Origin of the sequence: Trueperella sp. LYQ141 (assembly GCF_046599555.1) — a bacterium.
Classification (GTDB): domain Bacteria; phylum Actinomycetota; class Actinomycetes; order Actinomycetales; family Actinomycetaceae; genus Trueperella.
Genome location: NZ_JBKIWQ010000003.1, coordinates 57,319 through 83,329 on the forward strand (window position 1 = coordinate 57,319; position 26,011 = coordinate 83,329).

A 26,011-nucleotide genomic window follows, 5' to 3' on the forward strand; every position below is an offset into this window, starting at 1 on the left:
ACGCGCCTTTCTACATATCCTCACTTTTATTCGTTATTCAAGAAACGCTCCACCTGAGCACTAGCCCAGTCAAGAAGATGATCTTCCGCATCGTTCCAGATAATACGCGGATCTGCCCCGAACCATTTGCGCTGTTTGCGAGTCAGCTTCCAGGTTGCTGTTGCAATATCCTCCTGTGCCTGCTCAGGCGCCATCTGACCATCAAGGACTGCAATTGCTTGAGCGTATCCAGTTGCTCGGGAAGCCGTCGGGCCATCGCGTAATCCGTGCTCACATAGCCCCTGCACTTCTTCCAGTAATCCGGATTCGAACATACGACGGGTACGTCCCGCTATCCGCTCGCGTAATAGTTGCGGATCACGGCGTATGCCCAACTGAAGAACAGCAGGATAATGGCTTGTGTGTCGGGGAAATTCCGGAGTATAGGAGCGTCCCGTCAGCCGGACCACTTCCAGGGCACGAATGACTCGACGTGGATTGTGTAAGTCAATAGTGGCGTAGGTATGCGGATCGCGCTGTGCTAACTCTGCCACAAGCACCTCAAGACCTTCGCGACGCACAATTTCCTCAAGTTCTTCGCGCACATGTGGCGATGTGCCGGGAAATTGTAGTTCGTCAAGCAAACCCGAGACGTATAGCCCCGATCCGCCAACAATCATAGGAATTTTGCCACGCTGACGAATTTTCTCCAGATCTGTGCGCGCGTGTTGTTGATATGCCGCAACCGATGCTGATTGGGTGACATCGAGAACATCTAGCTGATGATGAGCGATCCCTTGCCGCTCCTCGTGTGTTATTTTTGCAGTTCCGATATCCATTCCACGATAGAGCTGCATCGCATCTGCCGAGATAATCTCAACACGTTGCGCCCCTCCTAAGCGTTGCGCCAGATCAATTGACAGATCCGTCTTTCCACATGCCGTCGGACCAACAACAGCAATGATCGGCACAGCGTTCACGAGGTACGCGGCCTCATTCCAATCGTCGGTATACCTAGATTCACCGGAGCACGACCGGCAGCTTCTTCTTCCAGTTCATGACGACGACGTTCAGATTCTTGCCACGCATCCCCAGCACGGGTACGGCGAATACGGAATTCTCCGCTCGTTCGAGCCGAATCGGCTACCAAATGATGCGGCGCACCGTGGGTGACGCACGCCGTAACAATATCCCCGGGCCGCGGCGGATCAGTAATTCCTTCGGGCAAAGCAACATGGACAAGGCGATTATCGGCCGCTCGACCACTAATTCGTTCCGTTGCCTCATCTTTTCGCCCCTCACCAGTGGAAACAAGGACCTCTACTTCGTGCCCCTCCAGTTTGACGTTTTCTTCTGTGCCAATTCGTTCTTGGAGTTCCACCAGACGGTTGAGCCGCTCCTTTGCCACTTCATCAGGGATCTGTTCCGCCATATCGGCTGCTGGAGTCCCTGGACGCGGTGAATAGATAAATGTGTAGGCTGAGGCGAATCGCGATTCTTCCACCACATCAAGGGTGCGCTGGAAATCGTCCTCAGTTTCCCCCGGGAAGCCGACGATAATATCAGTGGTAATTGCCGCATGGGGAATCTGTTCGCGAACTCGCTGCAAAATTCCAAGGAATTTTTCGGAGCGATATGATCGGCGCATAAGGCGCAAAATGCGATCAGATCCTGACTGCAAAGGCATATGCAGCGAGGGCATTACCGTCGGAGTCTCTGCCATCGCGGCGATAACGTCATCCGTGAATGCGGCCGGATGTGGAGAAGTGAAACGCAGACGCTCTAAGCCGTCAATTGCGCCGCCTGCCCGCAATAGCTTGGCAAAGGCGCCACGATCTCCGAACCCTACCCCATAGGAGTTAACATTTTGCCCCAGTAGGGTTACTTCAATAGCTCCTTGCGCGATAACTGCCGACATTTCCGCAAGAATATCGCCCGGACGCCGGTCACGTTCCTTACCTCGTAGCTGCGGAACAATGCAGAATGTGCAGGTGTTATTGCACCCAACTGAGATTGACACCCACGCCGCATACGCTGATTCTCGGTGTGTAGGTAACGTTGACGGGAAAACCTTTAGTGATTCCTCAATTTCTACTGCGGCTTCCTTATTATGGCGTGCTCGCTCCAACAACACCGGAAGCACATCGAGATTATGCGTCCCCAAAACGACATCCACCCAGGGCGCACGCTCAATGATACCGCCGCGCAGTTGTTGCGCCAGGCACCCGCCCACCGCGATCTGCATATCAGGACGTTCCCGCTTTACGGCGGCCAACTGCCCTAAATTGCCATAAAGCTTATTCGCCGCGTTTTCGCGAACCGAACAGGTATTGATAACGAGGACGTCTGCCCCCATATCACCAGCTTCAGTAGCTCGCTGCGCCTTTTGCGGCACAAGCTCTACTGGCACATATCCGGCCTGGTCAAGCAGACCAGCGAGACGTTCAGAATCGTGTACATTCATCTGGCACCCGAGGGTGCGCACTGCATAAGTCTTGGGAAGAGTCATCGCCGTCAGTCTAGTAGTTTCTCGATAGTGATTGCGCCCTGCCACAGTGCGAATTTGACCGCATTAGCCTCACCAGTGTTCGATTAACACGCATCGCCATCTTCTCCTGCGAATGCGTCATAAATCGCCTGACGAATATGCTCCGCACAAAAACCTCGCCGCCCCAAGGCTCCATAAAGCCGACGTCGAATGGTCTCTTCGTCGATTCCCCGCATTGAGCGAACTTTGCGTTGTGCAAAGTCACGCGCGGCTTCCAGTTCCGAATCATCGCTTATCTCGGCTAATGCCTGCTCGACAAGTTCCGCACTGACCCCTTTTTCAGCGAGTTCTCGTCTTAATACGCGTCGCGAGGTCGTTTTTGTGGCGAATTTAGAACGGACAAACATGCGGGCAAAGCGTTCGTCATTAACCAGATCCGCCTGGCAAAACATATCAATAACAGAGTTCGCAATCTCATCAGGAACAAGCTGACGGTGCAAGGCAGTTCGCAATTGTGCAACCGACCGCTCCATCATAGCTAGCTGCCGATAGCATACGTCTTTAGCGAAGGAATACCATTCTTCTTCTGAGCGCTGCGCTGCCCGCTCTCGACGACGGGCAGCAATCTCTGCAGCACTAGCACGCCGACGCACTTTCGCATCTGCATGAAGGCGATAATCCACCATTAGGAGATCGGAGTATCCTCAGGATCCACGGTCGGCTTTACACCTAACCCACATTCTGCCTTAACTCGTGCCTCTATCTCATCTGCAATCTCGGGATTATCACGCAAGAATTGGCATGCCTTTTCTTTGCCTTGCCCGAGTTGATCGCCCTCGTAGGTGTACCAAGCTCCAGATTTCTTAATGACGTGCATCGTTGCCGCGATATCAATAATCGAGGATTCGCGCGAGATTCCTTTACCGTAGTAGATTGCGAATTCAGCCTGCTTAAAAGGCGGGGCCATCTTATTCTTAACGACTTTGACCCGAGTGTTATTTCCGATGGGGTTAGCACCATCCTTGAGCTGGTCTGCACGGCGCACATCAAGCCGGACGGAAGCGTAAAACTTTAGTGCACGACCTCCGGTTGTCGTTTCTGGATTACCGTAGAACACCCCAATTTTTTCGCGCAACTGGTTGATAAAAATGGCGGTCGTTCCGGAGGCAGATAACGCACCTGTTAATTTACGCAAGGCTTGCGACATCAAACGGGCTTGCAAACCAACATGAGAATCGCCCATCTCGCCTTCAATTTCCGCTTTAGGGACTAAAGCGGCTACCGAATCAATGACGATAATATCCAAGGCTCCGGAGCGAATAAGCATATCGGCAATTTCCAATGCCTGTTCTCCCGTATCCGGCTGAGAAACAATCAGAGCATCCGTATCCACGCCTAATACTCGGGCATATTCCGGGTCAAGGGCGTGTTCCGCGTCAATGAAGGCCGCAATTCCACCCATTTTCTGAGCCTGCGCGACGGCATGTAACGCGACTGTCGTCTTACCGGAAGATTCCGGACCATAAATCTCAACAACACGACCCCGCGGCAGACCACCAATACCAAGAGCAATATCCAAGGAAAGCGCCCCAGTAGGAATAACCTGAACATTTTGAACTGGTCGATCGCCTAAACGCATCGCCGAGCCCTTGCCAAACTGGCGATCAATCTGACCCAATGCCGCTTCAAGCGCTTTTTCCCGATCAGTGGGAACGGCAGAATTCTTTACCATTATCTACTCTCTTTATCTCGTGGTCGTAGCCGGTGGACAGATCAGGTCATTAATCTTGCGAGAGACCCTCTCCGAGCCTCTCGTTGACAACGCTATGCCCGACCTGAGGCATAGCCAAACTGCGCGATACCCTATGTGCATATCGCCTGCAGATTGCGTCGCCGTGGATAACTTTAGCCGAACATTCGTTCGAATATCGTCTCGTTGTCCTCGCGTGTCGCTGTGATCGCACTCATTGTGCTATTAACGCGACGAATACGAGCGCTACTATCTTTCGCGCTTTCTCGCGATTTTGCCGGAAATACTTGGACGCACAGATACGCCGACAAATACCGACATACTCATCCATGCCTAGCGAGGCAAAAATTAGGTGTGCAGCATATCTTATTGCCGCACACCTAACCTGATATATCCATCCCTGATTATTAGCCACCGACTGTACATTCTCGGGGAAACATCACTTCACCGTTTGGGATAACTGCGATGAAGAAACTCGTAGGAATCTGGTAATTCCATTGCCGTCCTCAAGTAGTGCCACACGAGCTGCGGCTCTACCCCTGCTGTTAGCGCTTCTTCTGCGGTACGCGAATCAAGCTCTGCCAAGATTAAATCATGAGCTAAAGAGCGCCCCAATCCATGCTCGAAAGCACGATCAACGACATCCCAAAATTCGCTATGTTTCATCGCATATCGCAGTGAGCAAGACGAATCACGTGTTAAACACCAACAGAGCTAAACTCGCCGTTCAGCAACGCCTCCGCCGTATCCGGAATCTGAACTCCGGCAGCACGTGCCGCACGAACCTTGCGCATCATCGGAGGGGTACGCCCCTCTGCCATATCAATACGATCAGCAATAAGCCGCAAAACGTGGCTCATCGGTACATTCAATGCGCCACAAATAGAGTGCAACAACTCTGAGGATGCTTCCTTCTGGCCGCGCTCCACTTCGGAAAGATAGCCGAGCGAAACACGAGCATCGGAAGACACCTCACGGAGCGTCCGCCCTTGACGCTGGCGGTATTCCCGCAAAACATCTCCCAGTTCACGACGGAAAAGAACCGTCTCATTGCGAACTAGCGCGTCATTCATCATCGTCATGTGTTCTCTCTCTTCTACTGGTTCAACCCCAATTGCGCCATTCGCTATCAGTGGTTGAACCCGATGTCATCTATCCTGACAGACAATCCTGCGAATTCCCTGAAAGCGAACTCCGAGTTCTCGATTATTTCACAAGTTCTTTGTGAAATTCCTGCAAAGCACATTCAACCGTGCTCCGCCTCACGTCTTGGCGTGTTCCAGATAACTGCAATCGCCGAGCTCGCACCCCATCTGGAGTCAAAATACCTATCCACACCGTACCAGCCGGATGCCCGTCTGCCGAACCTGGCCCAGCAACTCCCGTCGTCGCTAACGCATAATCCGCACCAAATAACCGCGCCACTCCGCGTGCCATTTGGCAGGCAATCTGGCGGTCCACCGGACCTGTACGAGCTAAATCTCCTTGATCTACCCCGAGTATCTGCGCCTTAGCCTCAACTGTGTATGCCACAACTCCCCCACGAAAACACAGCGAAGCCCCACTGACATCCACAAATGCAGAGGCGAGCGCACCTCCCGTTAGGGATTCTGCAACCGCAAGCGTCTGATGACGCGACGACAAGTGCGCAATACACTCCTGAGCTAGGCGATATTGCGAAGATATTTCCTCAGCCACATACCCACCCGAGCTCTGTGCTAAATACTCGGCTGCCGGCATAGTTATCTCCCGCTGGAAACGTCATTAACCACAATACGACGCGCCTGCACAATGTACTGCGCTGCTGAGGTGAAAGCGAAAACCAGAGCTATTGCCACAAGCACATAGCACCCCCACACCAAAACGACTGCGATCGTATGCGGCAAGAAAGCGCACCACGGAATAACAAGACCGCCAATCCCCAGCGATTGAGCCATCATTTTAATTTTTCCGCCCCGACCTGCTGCCATCACCGATTTACGCACTACCGCCATACGCATCACAGTGATCCCTAGTTCGCGAACAATAAAGACGATGGTCACCCACCACCAAAGCCACCCATGCCAAGAGCACATAACCATTGCCGAAATGATTAATGCTTTATCGGCGATAGAATCCGCTAGTTTGCCGAAATTCGTTATCAACCCCCGCGAGCGAGCAAGATGGCCGTCGAGTTTATCCGTCAGGGCCGCTAACGCAAAAATTGCCCACGCCAACCAACGATGGGGACTATCTGGGATAAGCAACGCCCAGATAAAAAACGGCACCAGCACCAACCGGAGGATAGTCAGCGTATTAGCGATGTTCACAACCGAAACCTTATTTGTATCCACCCTATATACTTTAAGGTATCCGCAGAGCTTTTCTGGCAAACTGTACACGCCTACCAGGATCATCTAAGAAGCACCCGATGAAGAAAATTTTTATTATTGCCCTCGTCAGTCTTGGCGCTACCCTCGCTGCCTGCACGGATTCCACCCAGCCAAACTCCTCGCAAAACCCAGGGCAGGATTCGCTTGATTCTTCATCACCACAATCCTCCAGCGTTTCACCGACGCCAACACCAACTAACCCACCAGAAGAATTCACCGTAGTAGCCGGTGGAGATATTTTGCCGCATCTATCCGTCAATGAGCATGCCCGCGCAGCAAATGGCGGATACGACTATGCTCCGCTATATGCTGATATTCAGCCGTATATAGCGAACGCGGATCTAGCGATCTGTGCGCTAGAAGTACCCATCGTCCGTCCCGACGAAAAACCATCCAACTACCCTCTTTTTGGCGCGCCGTGGGATCTTGCAGACTCCATTTCCCGCATCGGCTACGACGGATGCGCAACAGCAACAAATCACACGATGGACCGTGGTCTATCGGGCGTTATCTCCACCATCGACGCCCTCGCTAATTCTCATCTCGGATGGACTGGAACTGCGCGTAGCGCCGAGGAATCCCAACAAATCCAGTTCTATACCATCACCGGAAAGCATCAATCCGTCAAGATTGCCCATATTGGCGCAACTATGCTCACAAACGGTTTACCTATTCCCGCAGACGCGCCCTATTCATGGGATGTCGTCGGCCCTCTCGGATCGCCAGTTAACACGGTTATTGATAAAGCAGCTCGTGCCCGTCAGTTAGGAGCAGATATCGTCATCGCTTCTATGCATTGGGGACGGAATACGCCAGTGAACCAAATCCGCAGCAGATCGTGACCGCCCAACAACTCGCCAACTCCGGTCAAATTGACCTGGTATTCGGCAATCACACGCACGTACCCGAACCACTCGCCAAACTCCCTGGTGGTCCGCATGGACGCGGCATGTGGCTGGTATATGCCATGGGAAATCAAATCTCTGGGCAATCCATCGAACTTGACGGCTATCGCGTCACCACAGGTCTTATTACTACAGCAACAATCGAGGCTCGCGGCCCAGCAGATGCCAGCGTAACGAACCTCGATTGGACGGTCATCACCCAGAACTCCCCCTATGGCCGTCATCTGTATCCGCTTCACGCATTAACTGCCAACCAAATAACGAACAGCGGTATGAGCCCCGCAGAAATCGCAGCCCGAGCCGAGGTCACCTATCCTGTTATCAATGGTTTTGGAACTGAGCGAACGACTCCACCGACCCCAACTGGATCTCACCTGCAATTAAGCCGCGAAGGATAATCTCTGCTCTATACTCGGGTCTTTCCAGCACCCTGTAGCATATTTCCTTAGGAGGCTTTTCTCCTCCCCTAAATACGGTTCGGCTCCTAATTTGTAGCTATCTGCTGACGATACCCAGATAATTGCTGTTTGAAGAGAGAGACAGTTTCGCTAATCCCGCCCAGTAAGCTGCCAGGCGTCTTCATCAATATCGTCAGGACGATCTTCCCAGCCATCCAGAGGATCAGCATAGCGGTCATCGTCCACGATCACGCCGCCGTTAGCATACGCCTCAGTTACCTCTGGCTCCCGCGCCACATCGACATCTCCGAAATCCGCATCGGCATAGCGATCTTCGCCATCCGTATCAGCCGCATGAAGCGTTACATCTTCGCCACGGATCATAGCCAGTACTTCCGGTAACTGTTCTGGGGTCACCAGCACAGCACGCGCCTTTGATCCTTCTGATGGCCCCACAATCTCACGAGATTCCAGCAGATCCATCATGCGTCCAGCTTTCGCAAAACCGATACGCAATTTACGTTGCAGCATCGACGTCGAACCGAATTGAGTGGTTACCACTAACTCTGCAGCCTGTAACAACACCTCAAGATCATCGCCGATATCCTCGTCAATAACCTTCTTTTCGGCTTTAACCGTGACATCTTCCCGATATACCGGAGACATTTGATCTTTGACATGAGCCACCACCCGAGCAATTTCTTCCTCAGTAACCCATGCCCCCTGGACTCGCGCTGGCTTAGACTGACCTGCCGGCATAAACAAGGCATCGCCCATACCGATGAGCTTTTCTGCACCGGAGGCATCCAAAATAACCCGAGAATCCGCTAATGATGAGGTCATGAATGCTAATCGTGAAGGGATGTTCGCTTTGATTAGACCCGTCACAACGTCAACGGATGGACGCTGTGTTGCCAGCACTAAGTGGATACCGGCAGCGCGTGCTAGCTGGGTAATCCGCTGAATCGAGCTCTCAACATCCCGCGGGGCAACCATCATTAGGTCAGCCAGCTCATCCACAATCACCAATAAATACGGATATGGCATGAGCTTGCGCTGGGAGCCTTCACGAGGAGTCACTTCCCCAGCACGGATGGCCGCATTGAAATCGTCAATGTGTTTGTATCCGTATGACGCTAAATCGTCATAGCGCTGATCCATCTCACGGACAACCCACTCCAAGGCATCAGCTGCTTTCTTGGGATTGGTGATAATGGGCGTCACCAAATGCGGAATACCCGCATAGATCGTCAGCTCCACCCGTTTAGGATCAACCAAAATCATCCGCACTTGCTCGGGGGTAGCACGCATCATAATCGAGGTAATCATCGAATTAACGAACGAGGATTTACCTGCGCCCGTTGCGCCTGCCACCAGCAGATGTGGCATCTTCGCAAGATTTGCAACGACGTACTTTCCGTCCACATTCTTGCCTACCCCAACGCATAACGGATGGCTCTGCTTCTGCATAGCCGACGAGCGCAGGACATCACCGATGAGGACAGTTTCGCGATCCGTATTGGGAATTTCAATACCAATCGCCGATTTTCCTGGGATCGGGGAAAGAATACGGACATCGGCGCTAGCTACCGCATACGCGATATTTTTCGATAGCGCACTGATCCGATCTACTTTCACACCCGGACCAACTTCTACCTCATATTGCGTAACCGTCGGCCCACGGGAGAATCCCACCACCTGAGCGTCTATCCCGAACTCATCAAATAACCGAGTTAACGCCTCAACTACGGTGTCATTAGCTGCTGAACGATCCACATGTGGCGGCCCGTATGAGAGCATGTCACTTGGTGGGAGAGCATAAGAGATATTCCCCATTTCGAGCTGCTCGACCCGATCGAGTAAGGATTCCGTATCTTTCGGGGGCGCATCGGATGTTTTCTTTCCCGACGCAGACGCCTGCCCTGCGAGAGCCGCAGCACGCGGCGCAGTGTCAGTAACAACTGTTGGGGCCGTTGGAGCGAGACGTTCCGGTGGCGTATTTCCACGTGTCTGGCGGCTCGCAGGCGGAGATACCACAGCGGTTTCATCCCCTGCCTCAGCAGGCTGCGCATCATTTTGTTCTGCGGCGGCCCGCCCACGTTTTACCCGAGACGTGCGGGCTGGAGGCGCACCTGAGCCTATTTCTCTTGACTCTATATCTTCGTCGTCCAGCTCCTCGTCTGCGTCGTCACCCATCGCTTCTCGACGGGCCAGGCGACGGTCATTAATCCAGGAAAAAATATCGCGAACCGAGGTCTGAGTCGAATACAGCATCGCGTAAATAATCAACAAGATAAGGAGTGGGATAGCTCCCCAGACGGAGAATAATGCCGTGAGTGCTTCCCCAATTGCCCAGCCAATCAAACCGCCAGCTGACTCCACCGATGCCATCGAATCAGCCGGACTGGGATGCCCACCAAAAATGTGGAGGATTCCCGTCAGCGCCAAACAGACTAACGCAAGACCGATAACGAAACGACGATGCGTTCCCCGATATACTCGCCGGAACATGTGGACCGCGCAGCCCAGCAGAATGATCGGGACGAAGATCGAAAGGTTGCCTACAATTCCTGCTGTCGCATGATGAATCACCGAACCGAGAATGCCCGACAGGGAAAACCATTCCCGCAAAGCCACAATAATGGCCGCAGCAATGAGAATAAACGCAAATCCCTCGCGAGAATGCCCCACTGCATCAGGGGCAGCGTTCTCATCAGGGGTGACTTCGCTGCGAGTACTGCGAGCCCGCGGCGAAGCGGCTCCGCTGCCCCTGGTTGACCGCGAAGTCGAAGCGGGATTTCCCGCTTGTGAACGTGATCGTGCCGGTTTATTCGGCCGAGCCATCCGCGCTCCCTTTCGTCGTTTTATTCCTGCGATTTTCTGCGTCATTCTCAGCAGACTCGCCAATATATACGAATCCGAGCCTAGTCGGCGCAGGACGATACTCCGACGGTTACGCGCCGGACTGCGCAAAATGTGATGCGGGTGGCGTAATGCGTTTTCCTTAGCTCGCCTTCCTCACTAGCCTCGCTAGGCTTCAATAACCGTGGGAATAATCATTGGTGCTCGGCGCAGTTGGCGTGCCGCCCATCGCCCGACAACCCGGCGCATTGCCTGTTGCATTTGATACGTATTTGCCGACTCATTCGCTAAGGTTTCATCCAGTGCCGACCGGACATCCGGCAAGATCGCGTCAAACACTGAATCATCCTCCGCCATAGCGCGCGCCTGAATATGTGGCCCAGCGAGGACCGTGCGATTTTGCGCATCGACAACAGCAAAAATTGCAATGAATCCCTCTTGGCCGAGGGTACGCCGGTCTGTAAGTTCCGTTTCCGTGATCTCTCCGATTGACGAGCCATCAACATACACATATCCGCACGGGACTTTGCCCACTATGCGGCATACCCCGTTAGTCATATCGACGACGGAACCATCTTCACACAGTAGAACGTTTTCCGCGGGAACGCCCGTCTTTACGGCAATCGCTCCATTCGCCACCAGATGCCGGATCTCCCCATGAACCGGCATCGCATACTCTGGCTCTACGATGTTGTAGCAGTACAGCAGCTCTCCTTCTGCCGCGTGGCCAGAAACGTGGACTTTTGCGTTGCCCTGATGTACCACCTTGGCGCCGCGCTTCATCAACCCATTGATGAGTCGGTAAACCGAATTCTCATTACCGGGAATCAAGGAAGAAGCAAAAATGACGGTATCGCCCGGGCCGACGCTGATACGTTTATGCGAACCCGAGGCGATACGTGACAGCACCGCCATCGGCTCACCTTGGGATCCGGTAGACATGTAGACGATTTCGTCATCGGCTATCGCGTCAGAATTCTTCAAATCAACCAAAATCCCCTCGGGGATAGTCAGATAGCCCAGCTCGGCGGCAATCGTCATATTGCGCACCATGGAGCGACCAACAAAGCATACCTTTCGGTTAAATTCTGCCGCTGCGTCCAGTACCTGCTGGACGCGATGGACATGCGAAGCAAACGACGCAACCACGATTTTTCCCCGCGACTGAGCGAAAACATCGCGGATAACCGGACCAATCTGAACCTCAGAGGCAACAAAACCGGGAACTTCCGCATTCGTTGAATCGCACATAAACAGATCAAGGCCCTCATCGCCCACCCGCGCAAAAGCACGCAAATCTGTAATCCGACCGTCAAGAGGCAGTTGATCCATCTTAAAATCGCCGGTATGCAAGACCGTTCCAGCACTACAGCGGATCACGACCGCGAGCGCATCAGGAATCGAATGATTCACCGCAATAAATTCACAGTCAAAGTTCCCGATCCGCTCGGTATCTCCCTCCTCAACGACGAGGGAATACGGCGTTATCCCATGCTCAGCTAATTTCGCCTCAACCAGCGCAACCGTTAGTTGGGAGCCAATAATGGGAATATCCTGACGCAACCGCAGTAAATATGGGACGCCCCCGATATGGTCCTCATGGCCGTGGGTCAAGATGATTCCGTCAATCTTCTCTAGGCGATCCTTGAGGTAGTCAAAATCCGGCAGGATCAGATCCACGCCCGGCTGTGATTCCTCTGGAAATAACACGCCGCAATCGACAATAAGAATCCGACCGTCAATCTCAAAAACGGTCATATTGCGGCCGATCTCGCCGATTCCGCCAAGCGGGATGATACGAAGCGTGCCGGCAGCGGCAGGAGCAGGAATATTCGTCGTCACGTCCCTATTGTGACATTTTCCTTTCGTCTCTGGCGAGCTTTTCCCCAGTAGCGTATGCCGAATCTGCCTCTGGCCCTCTCCTGACCGCAGCCGATTAGACCTCGCCCGTCAGCTAGTGAGTAAACCTTCTTCACGCAAGACCTGGCGCAAGCGAATGATTTCTTCCTCACTTGCACCAACAAGCGGTAACCGAACTGCTGACGAGGGAATCACTCCCAACAATCGCATAGCTTCTTTAGCCATCACCGCGCCTTGCCCGCCGCCCATAATGGCGGAAATGATTCGCGCCTGTTGCGCAAATTCCGCGCGGGCAGCAGGTAGATCTCCCGCGTCTACTTCATCAACAAGGCGACGTAATCCCGCTCCGATAACATGACCGGCTACTGATACCACTCCGGAAGCGCCATGAGCCAACCAGGCAAAGTTAAGGGAGTCATCCCCGGAATAAAATTCCAAACCCGTGCGTTGGATTCGCTCGAACCCTTGGGGCACATTTCCCGTCGCGTCTTTAACAGCTTTAATTTGCGGATGCTGGGCTAGGCGGTCAAGCGTCTCATCAGAAATCGCCACTCCGGTGCGCCCCGGAATGTCATATAACATCACCGGCAGATCCGTGGCCTCAGTTACCGCAACGATATGTTGATACACCCCTTCTTGGGAGGGCCGGTTGTAATACGGCGAGACGACTAATAAGCCCTGCGCCCCAGATTCTTGTGCCCCGCGCGCAATACGCACGGCATGCGCTGTGTCATTCGAGCCCGCACCCGCAATAATCATGGCCTTCCCGGCAACTGCATTGCTCACTTCCTGCACTAACAGATTCTTTTCCGGTTGATGCGTAGTCGGAGACTCCCCAGTAGTTCCCGATAAGACGAGAGCATCGCAACCATCTGCAACAAGCTTGACTGCAATTGCGCAGGCACTATCAATATCAAGGCGACCATCGTGGTGAAAAGGAGTCACCATTGCCACTGCGACAGATCCAAAAGAACGAGAAGGAAGTGAGTTATCCATAGTCTCTACCCTAATAGCTTGCCGTCTCATTCACCGCGACTTTCGACATCTAGCCATTTCTTGAGACAATATCCAGATGAAGATGTCAGTACGCCCAGCTACCGTCCGTGATGCTCTCGCCATTGCTCAAATACAAGCTGAAACGTTATATGAAAGCATCAGCTCTGGGCTAGGCCGGAGGGCAGATCCTAGCATTCGTGCCATGTTTGATGTTGGCTCATTAGCGAACGTCTGGCGCGAATCCCTTGAGCGTCTCCCCTCGAAACGGCATCATATTCTGGTTGCCCTCAATGGCGATATGATCGAAGGATTCGCTGCTCTTGCTCCGTGCGATCCGCTTCCGGATCTCGAATATCTTTCTTCTGCAGCCCCCGCAGAAGCGCCCTCACCGGCTGACTTTGCAATATCGCCGTCTGAGCATACGGCTCATAATCTATCCAGCGATGCGGATGCACCGACGGAATATGCACCGGCAGAAAACCCTTTAGAAGATCAGGCACCCGCAGAGTATCCCTCTGCAGCCTGCAACACTGTTACACCTGAGGAAGAATCTCAGCCTTCTCATGTTTTCCCGCGTCCTGAAAACACGGCTGAAGAGGAGATCTGCGCCTACGAACTGACGAATCTGTGCGTCCCGCAACGATATGCTGGGCGTGGTCACGACGCTCGACTACTTGCCGCAGCTACCGATTATGCCCATGACGCCACCGAGTTATATACCTGGATTATCGCCGGATATGACGCTGCCACATCGTTTTTCCATGCTGCTGGCTTCGCCCCGCGCAGAATGTGGCGTACCGCCCACGTTGATGGCGGTGATATTTCAGAGCACCTGTGGTGGACGACTTTTTGATCGCCATGAGCCGCACGCGCATAGCTCCGTCTGAGGTTAGCGGCTGGCTTATATCACCGAACACCGACCACAAACACTGGCTTTTCTTTTTCCCCGTCCCCTCGGGGGGGGGCAGATCCGTCGCATTCTCGGAGGCGCTCCCTCCTAGTTATTGCATATAGCCCGATACACAATCGGACCAGCTATGCATAAACAGCGCTCTGCAACGAGATAGCCAGCAATGCACAACTTAACCAGATGGCAGCAATATAGCTGAGCGCACTACCCCGTCACTAAATAACGTATTAACTGGTAGCTAAGGCGCTGGTAGCCCCGTTATTCCTCGCAGACATGCCGCCAGCTATCACCCAGTTTTCCTGCTCTGAGCGCCTCTGAGTTCTCAGATAGCGTTTCCCAGCCACACCCGCGTATTATCCGAGCACGTCAAGATCAGTGAATATCGAGGACGTCTTCCAACCCGTAAGTTAGCCCGCTACGTTGCGATACTGCACGTACCGCCGCAATAATTCCCGGCATGAAGGAGGCACGATCAAAGGAATCTTGCCGGATCACAAGCTGTTCGCCTGCATTACCTAGGAGCACCTCTTGATGCGCATATAGACCGCGCAATCGCACTGCGTGAACTCGCACCCCATCAATATCTGCCCCGCGCGCACCATACGGATCTGACTGGGTTCGATCTGGGCTGACAGCACATCCGGCATCTCGGCGAGCGTGCGCAATCATCTGCGCACTCGTCATCGCAGTACCCGAAGGCGCATCCGCTTTATCAGGATGATGTAGCTCAATGACCTCAACCGATTCAAAGAAAGGTGCCGCTTTACGGGCAAAAATCATAGAAAGCACTGCAGAGATCGAATAATTCGGTGCAATAATCGCATTCTTTCCAACGCGCTGGCAATGCTCGCGAACCTCTGCCAGGCTTTGCTCCGTCCACCCTGTTGTTCCCACAACTACATGGCAACCTGCTGCTAAAACTGCATGGACATTTGCCTGCGTCGCCTGCGGCACAGTAAACTCCACCGCAACCTGCGCGCCCGCCAAGGTATCTACGGTAATGGGATCTGCGGCATCCAAGCGTGCCACAAGGTGCATATCTTCCGTATTCTCAATTGCACTGCAGATCGCTGTGCCCATGCGCCCTGCGGCGCCAATTACTGCAACCTTCATGACAGTAGTCTACGACCTTGCTTCTTCCGGACCAGCTACAGCAACAGATTGTGGACGCTGTGCAAGATCCTCGGCTAACTGACGAATATCTGCCGCCGTCACCGCTCGCGCCTCATCTAAAAGCTCGGAAATTGTGCGCAATTGCCCGCGGATCAACTCCGCCTGCCCCAGCCGATTACGCCGGAAAGAATGTGCCTCTGCCGAGAACACGACCTGGGCACGATACTGACGAAACGCGGTTTCTACCTCATGCTCGCTTACCCCGTGTTCCGCAATATCGTGTAAACACTGCGTCATGATCCGGCGAACCTCACCCGTATTCTCCGGAGCGCACTGCGATTCCATCGCAAAAACACCGCCCTCCGGATAGGCCGAAGACCATGCAAAAGTGGCGTAAGCAAGGCCTTTCTTCTCGCGCACTTCCTGGAACAGACGCGAGGACTGCCCGCCGCCAAGGATCGTCTCCAACATATTCAATGTTGTTATCCGCGAGTCAGTAACTTGCAAGCCGGGAACACCAACCACCACCGCACTTTGCCGCCCAGGCTTGGCAATAAAACGCCTGCACCCCGATGTGTACTGCACATCAGCAACGCGACGACGCGGTTGTGGGAGTTGACCATCTGACAGATTCCATCCAGCACTATCAAGCAACGCACACAATATCTGGCACAGCTCGTTGTGGTTAACATCGCCTGCCGCAGTCACCACCAGTTCCTCTGAACGGTAATTCTTTCGATAATGCTGCATCATGTGGTCATGCTGTAGCGCGCGAACCGTCTCAATCGTTCCGCCAACTGGTCGAGCAAGCGGATGATCCCCCATAACTAGACCCATAATCGCATTTTCTGCACACTCGCTGACGTCATCATCACTGGCTGCCAGTTCCTCAATGATGACTCCCCGCTCCAGCTCCATCGCCTCGCGATCCAAGGTCGAATGGACGAACATATCGACAAGTAACTCAAGAAGTTGAGGCAGATCGCCAGAGAATACATGCCCGTAGTATTCGGTGAACTGACGAGAGGTTGCCGCGTTGAGCGATCCCCCAAGAAAATCCCCTAATGTGGAGATATCCACTGCTGAACGAGTTTGGGTGCCCTTGAACAACAAATGCTCAAGAAAATGCGTCGATCCTTCCGCTCCCGACGCCTCATCGCGTGACCCAGCTCCAACCCAGAAAGCAGCGGCCACTGACTTTTGCCCCGGAACATAGTCGGTTAGTACACGGATACCACCAGGCAATACGCTGCGTCGTGTCGCAATCCCGTCCTCATCAAAAAGTAGTTCCTCACCAGCTCCGCCAGTCAAATCTACAGCCATGCATGTCACCTACAAATATGCCGGTGAGGGACGCATCCGCGCCCCTCACCGGATTATTACCTACGATTATTCGTTGTCGCTAGTATCGTTCTCGCGGGTGCGGGTACGCCGACGACGACGCTCGCCACCATCGCGCCGCTGACGCTTGCGGGGGCGCTCATCCTCTGAGGATTCCTCAGCCTGCTCAGCTTCCGCAGCAAGCTGTTCCTCGGTGAGAACGGCATGTAGCGTCAATTTACCGCGCTGATCAATCTCTGCCAGCTCGACTTCAACCTTATCGCCAACATTGAGGACGTCCTCAACCGCGTCGATTCGCTTACCGCCAACTAATCGACGAATCTGCGAGATATGCAGCAAGCCGTCCTTACCCGGAGATAATGAGACGAATGCTCCGAAGGTGGTCGTCTTAACGACGGTACCCACGAAACGTTCACCGACCTCTGGCATCTGCGGATTAGCAATTGCGTTGATCGTCTGACGTGCCGCTTCAGCAGCCGGACCGTTATCCGCACCGATGTAAACCGTGCCGTCATCCTCAATAGTGATCTCAGCCCCAGTATCTTCCTGGATCTGGTTAATCATCTTCCCCTTAGGGCCAATGACTTCACCGATCTTATCAACTGGGATCTTGACTGAGATGATGCGTGGAGCCGTCGGTGCCATCTCGCCAACTTCCGGAGCGGCCTGTTCGATGAGGTCAAGGATGGCAATCCGAGCTTCATGGGCCTGCTGCAGGGCGCGAGCCAGAACTGCAGCGGGGATGCCATCAAGCTTCGTATCGAGCTGCAAAGCCGTCACCATATCCCGCGTACCAGCTACTTTGAAGTCCATATCCCCCAAAGCATCTTCAGCGCCGAGAATATCCGTCAATGCCACGTAACGCTGCTCGCCATCAATCTCGCCCGAAACAAGACCCATCGCGATACCCGCAACTGGAGCTTTCAACGGAACACCCGCATTGAGGAGGGATAAGGTCGAGGCACACACCGAGCCCATTGAGGTCGAACCATTCGATCCCAAGGCCTCGGAAACCTGACGGATTGCATACGGGAATTCTTCCCGCGAGGGCAGCACCGGAACCAGCGCGCGCTCAGCGAGCATGCCGTGCCCGATCTCGCGGCGCTTAGGCGAACCAACTCGACCCGTCTCGCCCGTGGAGTACGGCGGGAAGTTGTAATGATGAATGTAGCGCTTTGCTGTAATGGGAGACAGATTATCGAGCTGCTGCTCCATCTTGAGCATGTTCAGGGTCGTTACACCGAGGATCTGCGTCTCACCGCGCTGGAACAATGCCGAGCCATGCACCCGCGGAAGGATCTGAGTTTCCGCCGTGATCGTCCGGATTTCTTCGGGACGACGACCATCCATGCGGATTCCCTCCGTCAGGACCCGCCGACGCATAGCCTTCTTCCAGTGATCGTTGATCGCCAAAGCTAGCGGCTGCTCCCGCTCTGGGAACTGTTCGATCAGCTCTGCCACGATCGAATTCGTCAGCTCATTGAGCGCATCGTCGCGTTCATGCTTATCGACGATACCCCACAATGCGTCAAAGCGACCCTCCAGCTTCGCTCCTACAGCCTCATATTCTGCCTCGTCATAGGGCGGGAAAAGCGGGAACTCTTGAGTATCCTTGCCAGCTTCCTTAGCCAATTCCTGCTGTGCCTCGCACAGCACGCGGATGTGGCGCTTAGCAGCCTCTAGACCCTCAGCGACCGTCGCTTCCGTCGGCGTAGCGCCACCGGCAGCAATATTGGCCAACGCATGATCGCTTGCTTCTGCTTCCACCATCATCACCGCGACGTCGTCACCGACAATCCGACCGGCTACCACCATCGAGAACGTGGCGCGCGGCAGCTCCGAATAGCGTGGGAAAGCAACCCACGTCCCTTCAATAAGGGCCAGACGCACACCGCCAATTGGGCCAGAGAACGGCAGACCCGAAAGCTGCGTGGACATGGATGCGGCGTTGATTGCCACCACATCATAGGCATCATCCGGATGCACCGCAAAAACGGTTGCTACAACCTGAACTTCATTGCGCAAGCCCTTAACGAATGCCGGACGCAACGGACGGTCGATCAGACGAGCCGACAAGATTGCTTCCGTACCTGGACGCCCTTCCCGACGGAAGAACGAACCAGGAATCCGACCTGCTGCATATTGACGTTCCTCAACGTCCACCGTCAACGGGAAGAAATCAAAATGCTCTTTCGGCTGGCTAGATACCGCAGTTGCCGACATGACAACAGTCTCGCCGTCAAGATAAGCCAATGCACAGCCAGCAGCCTGCCGAGCCAGCAGACCTGTTTCAAAACGAATCGTGCGAGTACCGAATTCACCGTTATCAATGACGGCTTCGGCAAACTTCACGTCTGGACCCTCCATAGGATCTCCTTCTGTATGTTTTGCCCTCGGCCATCGATTGTCATAAACGCCATCTGTGTGCGGTTACCACAACCGAGGACCGACGGACACCTTCTCTTGTACTTCTATTTTATGAACGCTGCTTCGCGCGGATCCCCGCCTCAGTAATTCGGCAGCACGCGCCGCAAACCCAATACGCGCCAGTTAACGTGCAGCGACCCGCTCCCTAATGGAGCGGGTCGGCAACAATTATCGGCGCAAACCGAGGCGCTTAATGAGCGACCGATAACGCTCAATATCTTCACTGGCCAAGTAGCCCAGCAGACGACGGCGCTTACCGATCAACAGCATCAGACCACGACGTGAGTGGTGATCGTGCTTGTGCGAACGGAAATGTTCGGTAAGTTCAGCAATACGAGCGGAAAGCAGGGCAACCTGCACTTCCGGAGAGCCGGTATCGCCCTCATGCATCGCATATTCCTTGATGATCTCGTCCTTACGTTCCTGAGACAGAGCCATACGCTTTCTCCTTCTTCTACTCGTTGCACGGAGCCCAGGGCTGGTTCTCCTGAGCGATGACACTCCGTGGCCGATCGAACGGCGTCATCTAGCCTAACATGCACATTCCGTCGGCCTGCTACCCGCAAAGGTGATCTTGACCTCGAAGCCTAATTATTATGTGCGCCACTGATCTCTGTTTACGTCATCCAGCCAATACATTCACATAGGCTCACTGCCGCGCACCGACCGTAGAGACGTTCGCCGTCAGCATCTCATTAGGAGCATTAGCAGCTTATTAAGAGATTAACCGGCAGTGACGTCACTGGGATTGACTCGATAGGACACCGGCACTCCGAGAATCTGCGCAGTTTTACGCAAATCATCATCCATCTGGGTCAGCAACTGCTCCACGCTGTCCATCTTCATCATTGGCCGCACGTAATCAACAAAATCTATCGCAATATCCTCCCCATATAAGTTCAGATCACTGCGCCCTAGCACATGGGCTTCAACTGTTCGCTGCGTCGCATTAAACTGCGGATTCGACCCAATGGAAATGACCGCTGGTAGCAACACCGTCGCGGTAGAGTCTGGCACCATGCGCACCAGCCATCCCGCATAGACCCCATCACAGGGCACCTCACCGATTCCGTCGCTCGGCAGATTCGCCGTCGGAAATCCTAGTTCTCGCCCCCGCTTAAAACCATGCTGGACAACCCCACGCAGGCGATGTGGACGACCCAGAATCTTCGCCGCCTTACGCACATTACCGGCATCCAGGAGCTCTCGAATCCAGGTGGATGAGTAGCGGCGACCGCTGCCAGAAACCAGATCAGCCAACAGATACACATCTACCCCGTAGTTCTGGCAATAGTTCCGTAAGAACTCACCATCGCCGGCATTATCTCGCCCGAATCGCACGTCAGTCCCGACAACAATCGCCTGAGCTCCAAGCTGGCCAATAAGCTGATCGCGGATGAAGGCTTCCGGAGTCGTCTGAGCATAAGCCAAATCGTATTTTTGGATGACAACAATATCTATTCCGGCCGCCTCTAGCCGCGATAGTCGATCTGCCAAGGTGGTAATCATCGGCAATTGATGTTCGGGGCAATGCACTGCCCTCGGATGCGGTTCAAAGGTCAAAGCAACCGCTGGAATTGACCGCTCACGAGCTATGCGCACGGTTTCTTGCACGATGGCGTGATGACCTTTATGGAATCCATCAAAGATTCCAATGGTCACGACGGATGGGCCTACCTGCGGATCAGGTGGGCAATAACGAACATCCACGAGTTACTTGCCACGCAATCCGAGCTGCGGACGCCCCTGGGAGAAATCATCAGGAATAACACGGGTATCACCTGCATGACGCCCCATACGACGCCGACGCCCACAGCCGCACATCTGCCCCTCCAGCGCCGCCGGATCTTGCCCAGAAGCTGCCGCCTGAGAGTGTTCCGAATTTTCCTGCGCCCGCGCGGTCTCCCGCTGCACGTTCCTATGATGATGGCGGTGACCGCAACCGCATCCGGAAGTTGCCGGCACCTGAGTACCTGACAATGCATGTGACGTATCTGGCTGCGATACCTGCTGAGCATTCTCCTGCGCCGAGACTGACTCCACTGGAGAACTAGCTGTTTCTTCCCTGCGGTGGCCTGAACATCCACATCCCGATGGCACCATAGCCCTATATTCCTTTCCTCGTCTGCATTAATTGTAAGTCTGGTTTTAATTGCCCAGCGCGAGGCGAGACAAGCGCCACCGGATCACAATCACACCAGGCAACCGCGGGCCATTGCCCAGTGCGCAGCGCATGACCAGTTGGTTCACGCCGATCAATGAACATCCCTGCGCTAAGACGACGCGCCTCATCCTCATTTACCGCAATAGCTGGAAAAACGTCACGGCAGATCTGCTCCAGTGGAATAACCGGCAAATTCTCCGTCATGAGCGCTAACTGGGAAATCGAAAACGCTTCTTCTACATCCCACGGACCAATTCGCCACCGATGTAAGGAACGCAAATGCGCCCCCACTCCCAGCCGCTGACCAAGATCGCGTGCGAGGGCACGAATGTACGTTCCCGCAGAGCAGGTGACGTCAACCTCAAACTCAACAACTGGCACGCGACGCCCCTGCACCACCAAGGTGCTACGTTCAATAGGGCTACAGCGGGTGAAACTCTGGATACAAACTGGCCGAGGAGCTAAAACTACCTCATGCCCTGAACGAACTAGTTCATGGGCCCGACGACCAGCAACCTTAATCGCAGAAACCGCCGAAGGTACCTGCATGATATTGCCAGTTAATTCCCCTATTACGGCATCAATAGCCAGGCTAAGGCGCTCATCGTCATATACGTCAGGCTCGGTTAACACAGGATTCTCATCGGGATACAGCACGCCATCTGCATCCTCGGTTGACGAGGAGACGCCACAGCATATCCGCGCACGATAGCTCTTATCCACCTGACCAAGGTATTGGATCAGCTTGGTAGCACGACCGATTGCCACTACCAGTAAACCAGTTGCCATCGGATCAAGAGTGCCGCTATGCCCAACCTGCCGAGTCGCTGCCAGTCTCCGCACCGCACCAACAACGTCATGGGAGGTAACACCACTATCTTTGGCAACTAATAACAGTCCCGGATCTGTCGGGTAACCACGGGGTAAATCACCCCACGGCATAACGCGACGCGGTTTTGCCGACGAGGAACTGCGCTCGCCGTGTTCTGCGTCTTGTTTGCGCCCCACTTACGTTATCCCTTTTCCTCAGTTATTCGTCATGCTCATGACTCCGGTACGGATCAGGATCCCCAGCCGGAACCGCGCCCTGGGCGTTGCGGCGAATCTCCTCATCACGTAATCGGGCTGCAGCAAGTAGCTCTTCCATTGACTGCACAGAATCTGGCAAGGCATCGACAATAAACTCAATACTTGGCGTCAACCGCAGACCCAACTGTTTGCCAACATGAGAACGGATCAAACCACGGGCAGATTCCAAAGCGGCTGCGGATTGGCGTACCGCATGCTCATCTCCCATGACGGTGTAGAAGATACTGGCATGCTGCAGATCTCCAGTAACCCGTACATCGGTAATCGTCACCATGCCCAAGCGCGGGTCCTTGAGTTTGGAGGTCAGCATACGCGCGACAATCTGCTGGATTTGATCGGCGACGCGCTGCGCACGTTGGTTCGTCATATTACGTATTCTTCCCGTCTGTATCTTCTCGTAAAAGTGAGCTTTTACCCCAGCTCATGTGAGGTGCGGGACGCACATTCATGCGTCCCGCATTCTCTGAGTGTGCCTAGCACGATACTTTCGTTTTAATCGCGCGGCTTTTCCCGCATCTCGAAAGTCTCGATAATATCGCCCTCGCGAATATCGTTATATCCGATGGTGATACCACATTCGTAACCTTCACGAACCTGCGTCACGTCATCTTTCTCCCTACGCAAGGAGACGATAGTTAGACCAGGGGCAACAACGACGCCGTCGCGGATGAGGCGAGCCGAATGACCACGAGTAATCGTTCCGCTGCGAACAATCGAACCAGCGATATTGCCGAACTTACCCGAACGGAATACCTGGCGGATCTCAGCATTTGCCACCACAGCTTCTTCGTAGATCGGCTTGAGCTTGCCCTTCAGGGCGGCTTCCACCTCGTCAATGACGTCGTAGATGACGTTGTAGAACTTCATCTCAACGCCCTCGTGATCTGCCATCTCTTGAACGCGCTCAGCCGGTCGAACATTGAAGCCGATAATGACTGCGCTATCAACGGTAGCCAAATCCACATCCGATTGCGTTACCGCGCCAACACCACGATGAATGACGTTAAGCTCGACCTCGCCCGAACCGACCTCAATATCGAGCAAGTTCGATTCCAGCGCCTCAACGGAACCAGAAGAATCACCCTTGATGATGAGGTTGAGCGTCTCGACCTTGCCTTCTTCAATAGCGGCTGTCAGATCCTCTAGCGAGATACGCTTACGACGCTTAGCCAAAGTGGCTGCACGCTTTGCCGTTTCACGGCGTTCCGCAATCTGCCGAGCCGTGCGGTCATCATCAGCAACGATCAGTTGATCGCCAGCGCCTGGCACAGAAGTCAAACCGAGGACCTGTACCGGACGCGACGGACCAGCTTCCGTCACGCTGTTGCCGTGCTCGTCCGTCATCGCTCGAACTCGACCGTGTGCCGTTCCTACAACGATGGAGTCGCCCACGCGCAAGGTTCCATCTTGGATCAATGCAGTAATAACCGAGCCGCGGCCTTGATCGAGCTTTGCTTCAATCGCAACGCCACGAGCTGCTTTATGCGGGTTGGCCTTCGGCTCCACAAGAATATCGGAGGTGGCCAATACCGTCTCCAGCAGCTCATTGATATTGATGCGCTGCTTTGCAGAAATATCCACAAACGGAATATCGCCGCCATATTCTTCAGCAACTAGACCGTACTCCGTGAGCTGAGAACGAACCTTCTGCGGGTTTGCGCCGTCCACGTCGATCTTGTTAACCGCAACCACGATAGGCACATTTGCCGCCTGAACGTGATTGATCGCTTCAACAGTCTGCGGCATGACACCGTCATTAGCCGCCACGACAAGAATCGCCACATCAGTCACATCCGCACCCCGAGCACGCATTTGAGTAAATGCCTCGTGACCCGGAGTATCAATGAAGGTAATTGCCCGGCGTTCGCCTTCGATCGTCACATGCGTCTGGTATGCACCGATGTTTTGCGTAATGCCACCGGCTTCTCCCAACACCACATCCGCATCGCGAATGGCGTCAAGGAGCTTCGTCTTACCATGATCGACGTGGCCCATCACCGTCACTACTGGCGGGCGCTTCTCGCGATCTGAGTCATCTTCTTCAGCTCGTTCAGCGTCCAAATCAATATCGAAAGATTCAAGGATCTCACGGTCCTCGTCCTCCGGACTCATGATCTTGATGTCATAGCCCAATTCTGCGCCTAGTAGCTGGAAAGTATCCTCATCGAGCGACTGATTTGCCGTTGCCATCTCTCCCATGCGGAACAGCACAGTAACTAAAGCTGCCGGATTCGCATCAATACGCTCTGCAAAATCCGCTAACGACGAGCCAGCGCGCACCCGAACCTCTTGACCGTTGCCGCGTGGAACTTGAACGCCTGCTAAGGTCGGTGACTGCTGCTCTTCAAACTCTTGCCGCTTGGTTCGCTTCGACTTACGCCGACCACGACCAGCCTGCTTACCGAAAGCTCCAGCAGTTGATCCACCGCGAGCCTTGCCGCCCGAACGAACGAAGCTTCCTCCACCCGTCTGCGGTGCGCCGCCAGAACGATTATTTCCACCTGGACGCCCGCGCCCTCCACGACTTGGACCGCGCGACGAATCATTAGGAGCTTGGATCTGATCCGGCATCATATTCGGCGAAGGCCGCGATGCGGCATTATTCGGCCGATTTGACCGCTTCGGACGTTCCGTATTCGACTCTTCGTTACGCATTGTTTGCCGCGGATGCGACGAGGAATTTCCAGGCCGACGCACGCCCATCCCCTGCCGAGAGGCGAAAGGAGAATTTCCAGGACGCTGCCCGCCGCGGCGCTGCTGTGGGCGTGGCATTGCTTCTCGCGCAGCTCGGGCTGACTTCGCTGCCTCACCAGGGGTCACAAAAGCGCGAGATGGTTTCGCCTTGGGAGCTTTAGGTGCCGAGACATCTTCACGCGGGGCTGCAGGGGCGGCTGGAGTAGCCGGCGCAGCAGGCGCTGCCGGTTTCGGACCTGGTTTCGCAACCCGCGAGCGAGCCGGCCCTGGTTTAGCCGCCGTAGGTTTAGCAGCCGACGCAGGATTCGGCTCTCGTAGCGAACCAGGGGTGGGAACTGATGTTGCTTTCGGGGTAGCCTCTGCTGCCGTTTCCACAGTAGCCGGTGCGGGTGGCGCACTCGGCTCAGCTTTCTGCTCTGGGGCAGCTTCTGGCTCTTTAGCTGCCGACTTCTTTCGAGCCGGAGCTTTCTTGAGTTCTTCGGGATGTGATTCAAAATATTCGTGCGCACGACGCACGACCGGGGCCTCGATGCTCGAGGACGCCGACTTGACGAATTCGCCGTTTTCTTTCAGCACCTCCAACAAACGCTTGCTGGTGACGCCAATCTCTTTGGCGAGCTCATGTACGCGGACCTTAGCCACATTTCTCCTTCATCATGGTCC

Annotated in this window: 21 protein-coding genes and 1 pseudogene; 2 read left to right on the top strand and 20 right to left on the bottom strand. The window is 54.3% G+C overall.

Annotation, left to right across the window (positions count from 1 at the left end; genetic code table 11):
* Positions 1-26: 26 nt before the first annotated feature.
* From miaA to pgsA, 8 genes are all read right to left on the bottom strand, one after another.
* The gene (gene miaA, locus ACLHIJ_RS03265) at positions 27-959 is read right to left on the bottom strand and encodes a tRNA (adenosine(37)-N6)-dimethylallyltransferase MiaA (RefSeq protein ID WP_411298461.1); all 933 of its coding nucleotides are present in this window, start codon (positions 957-959) and stop codon (positions 27-29) included.
* Positions 956-2,488 (bottom strand): tRNA (N6-isopentenyl adenosine(37)-C2)-methylthiotransferase MiaB, encoded by a 1,533-nt coding sequence (gene miaB, locus ACLHIJ_RS03270; protein WP_411296122.1) that lies wholly within the window; start codon positions 2,486-2,488, stop codon positions 956-958. Before miaB ends, miaA begins: the two co-directional genes overlap by 4 nt.
* Before the next feature lie 83 nt (positions 2,489-2,571).
* Positions 2,572-3,153, bottom strand: a complete 582-nt coding sequence (locus tag ACLHIJ_RS03275) for a regulatory protein RecX (protein ID WP_411296120.1) — start codon at positions 3,151-3,153, stop codon at positions 2,572-2,574.
* Positions 3,153-4,199, bottom strand: coding sequence for a recombinase RecA (recA, locus tag ACLHIJ_RS03280; protein WP_411296118.1), 1,047 nt, complete (start codon positions 4,197-4,199; stop codon positions 3,153-3,155). Before recA ends, ACLHIJ_RS03275 begins: the two co-directional genes overlap by 1 nt.
* A gap of 462 nt (positions 4,200-4,661) precedes the next feature.
* Positions 4,662-4,883 (bottom strand): DUF3046 domain-containing protein, encoded by a 222-nt coding sequence (locus ACLHIJ_RS03285; RefSeq protein WP_411296116.1) that lies wholly within the window; start codon positions 4,881-4,883, stop codon positions 4,662-4,664.
* A 32-nt stretch (positions 4,884-4,915) separates the two neighbouring features.
* Entirely contained in the window at positions 4,916-5,299 is a 384-nt protein-coding gene (locus ACLHIJ_RS03290; protein ID WP_411296114.1) for a helix-turn-helix domain-containing protein, read from the bottom strand.
* A gap of 124 nt (positions 5,300-5,423) precedes the next feature.
* Positions 5,424-5,957: a CinA family protein gene (locus ACLHIJ_RS03295; RefSeq protein ID WP_411298462.1), complete on the bottom strand. Its 534-nt coding sequence runs from the start codon at positions 5,955-5,957 to the stop codon at positions 5,424-5,426.
* Positions 5,958-5,959: 2 nt separating this feature from the next.
* A complete protein-coding gene (pgsA, locus tag ACLHIJ_RS03300; RefSeq protein WP_411296110.1) occupies positions 5,960-6,550 on the bottom strand; it encodes a CDP-diacylglycerol--glycerol-3-phosphate 3-phosphatidyltransferase in 591 nt (196 codons plus the stop codon).
* A 77-nt stretch (positions 6,551-6,627) separates the two neighbouring features.
* On the opposite strand from pgsA, the pseudogene ACLHIJ_RS03305 reads away from it, so the two are divergent.
* Positions 6,628-7,892: pseudogene (locus ACLHIJ_RS03305) on the top strand (CapA family protein).
* A 150-nt stretch (positions 7,893-8,042) separates the two neighbouring features.
* Here the strand turns inward: ACLHIJ_RS03305 and ACLHIJ_RS03310 are convergent.
* From ACLHIJ_RS03310 to dapA, 3 genes are all read right to left on the bottom strand, one after another.
* Positions 8,043-10,736, bottom strand: a complete 2,694-nt coding sequence (locus tag ACLHIJ_RS03310; RefSeq protein ID WP_411298463.1) for a DNA translocase FtsK 4TM domain-containing protein — start codon at positions 10,734-10,736, stop codon at positions 8,043-8,045.
* Between the two features lie 186 nt (positions 10,737-10,922).
* Positions 10,923-12,596 carry a ribonuclease J gene (locus tag ACLHIJ_RS03315; RefSeq protein WP_411296104.1) on the bottom strand — a complete coding sequence of 558 codons (1,674 nt, stop codon included), beginning with the start codon at positions 12,594-12,596 and terminating at the stop codon, positions 10,923-10,925.
* A gap of 108 nt (positions 12,597-12,704) precedes the next feature.
* Positions 12,705-13,610 carry a 4-hydroxy-tetrahydrodipicolinate synthase gene (gene dapA, locus ACLHIJ_RS03320; protein ID WP_411296102.1) on the bottom strand — a complete coding sequence of 302 codons (906 nt, stop codon included), beginning with the start codon at positions 13,608-13,610 and terminating at the stop codon, positions 12,705-12,707.
* A gap of 76 nt (positions 13,611-13,686) precedes the next feature.
* On the opposite strand from dapA, the gene ACLHIJ_RS03325 reads away from it, so the two are divergent.
* Positions 13,687-14,463: a hypothetical protein gene (locus ACLHIJ_RS03325; RefSeq protein WP_411296100.1), complete on the top strand. Its 777-nt coding sequence runs from the start codon at positions 13,687-13,689 to the stop codon at positions 14,461-14,463.
* A 429-nt stretch (positions 14,464-14,892) separates the two neighbouring features.
* Here the strand turns inward: ACLHIJ_RS03325 and dapB are convergent, their stop codons facing one another.
* From dapB to infB, 9 genes are all read right to left on the bottom strand, one after another.
* A complete protein-coding gene (dapB, locus tag ACLHIJ_RS03330) occupies positions 14,893-15,633 on the bottom strand; it encodes a 4-hydroxy-tetrahydrodipicolinate reductase (protein WP_411296098.1) in 741 nt (246 codons plus the stop codon).
* A 9-nt stretch (positions 15,634-15,642) separates the two neighbouring features.
* On the bottom strand, positions 15,643-16,956 hold the full coding sequence (locus ACLHIJ_RS03335; RefSeq protein ID WP_411296096.1) for a M16 family metallopeptidase: 1,314 nt from the start codon (positions 16,954-16,956) through the stop codon (positions 15,643-15,645).
* 66 nt (positions 16,957-17,022) lie between these two features.
* On the bottom strand, positions 17,023-19,341 hold the full coding sequence (locus ACLHIJ_RS03340) for a polyribonucleotide nucleotidyltransferase (protein ID WP_411296094.1): 2,319 nt from the start codon (positions 19,339-19,341) through the stop codon (positions 17,023-17,025).
* A 228-nt stretch (positions 19,342-19,569) separates the two neighbouring features.
* Positions 19,570-19,839, bottom strand: coding sequence for a 30S ribosomal protein S15 (rpsO, locus tag ACLHIJ_RS03345; protein WP_411296092.1), 270 nt, complete (start codon positions 19,837-19,839; stop codon positions 19,570-19,572).
* A gap of 285 nt (positions 19,840-20,124) precedes the next feature.
* Positions 20,125-21,111 carry a bifunctional riboflavin kinase/FAD synthetase gene (locus ACLHIJ_RS03350; protein ID WP_411298464.1) on the bottom strand — a complete coding sequence of 329 codons (987 nt, stop codon included), beginning with the start codon at positions 21,109-21,111 and terminating at the stop codon, positions 20,125-20,127.
* 3 nt (positions 21,112-21,114) lie between these two features.
* A complete protein-coding gene (locus ACLHIJ_RS03355; RefSeq protein WP_411298465.1) occupies positions 21,115-21,444 on the bottom strand; it encodes a hypothetical protein in 330 nt (109 codons plus the stop codon).
* A gap of 64 nt (positions 21,445-21,508) precedes the next feature.
* Positions 21,509-22,573, bottom strand: coding sequence for a tRNA pseudouridine(55) synthase TruB (truB, locus tag ACLHIJ_RS03360; protein WP_411298466.1), 1,065 nt, complete (start codon positions 22,571-22,573; stop codon positions 21,509-21,511).
* 22 nt (positions 22,574-22,595) lie between these two features.
* Positions 22,596-23,021, bottom strand: coding sequence for a 30S ribosome-binding factor RbfA (gene rbfA, locus ACLHIJ_RS03365; protein WP_411298467.1), 426 nt, complete (start codon positions 23,019-23,021; stop codon positions 22,596-22,598).
* Positions 23,022-23,146: 125 nt separating this feature from the next.
* Positions 23,147-25,990, bottom strand: a complete 2,844-nt coding sequence (infB, locus tag ACLHIJ_RS03370) for a translation initiation factor IF-2 (RefSeq protein WP_411298468.1) — start codon at positions 25,988-25,990, stop codon at positions 23,147-23,149.
* Positions 25,991-26,011: the final 21 nt, after the last annotated feature.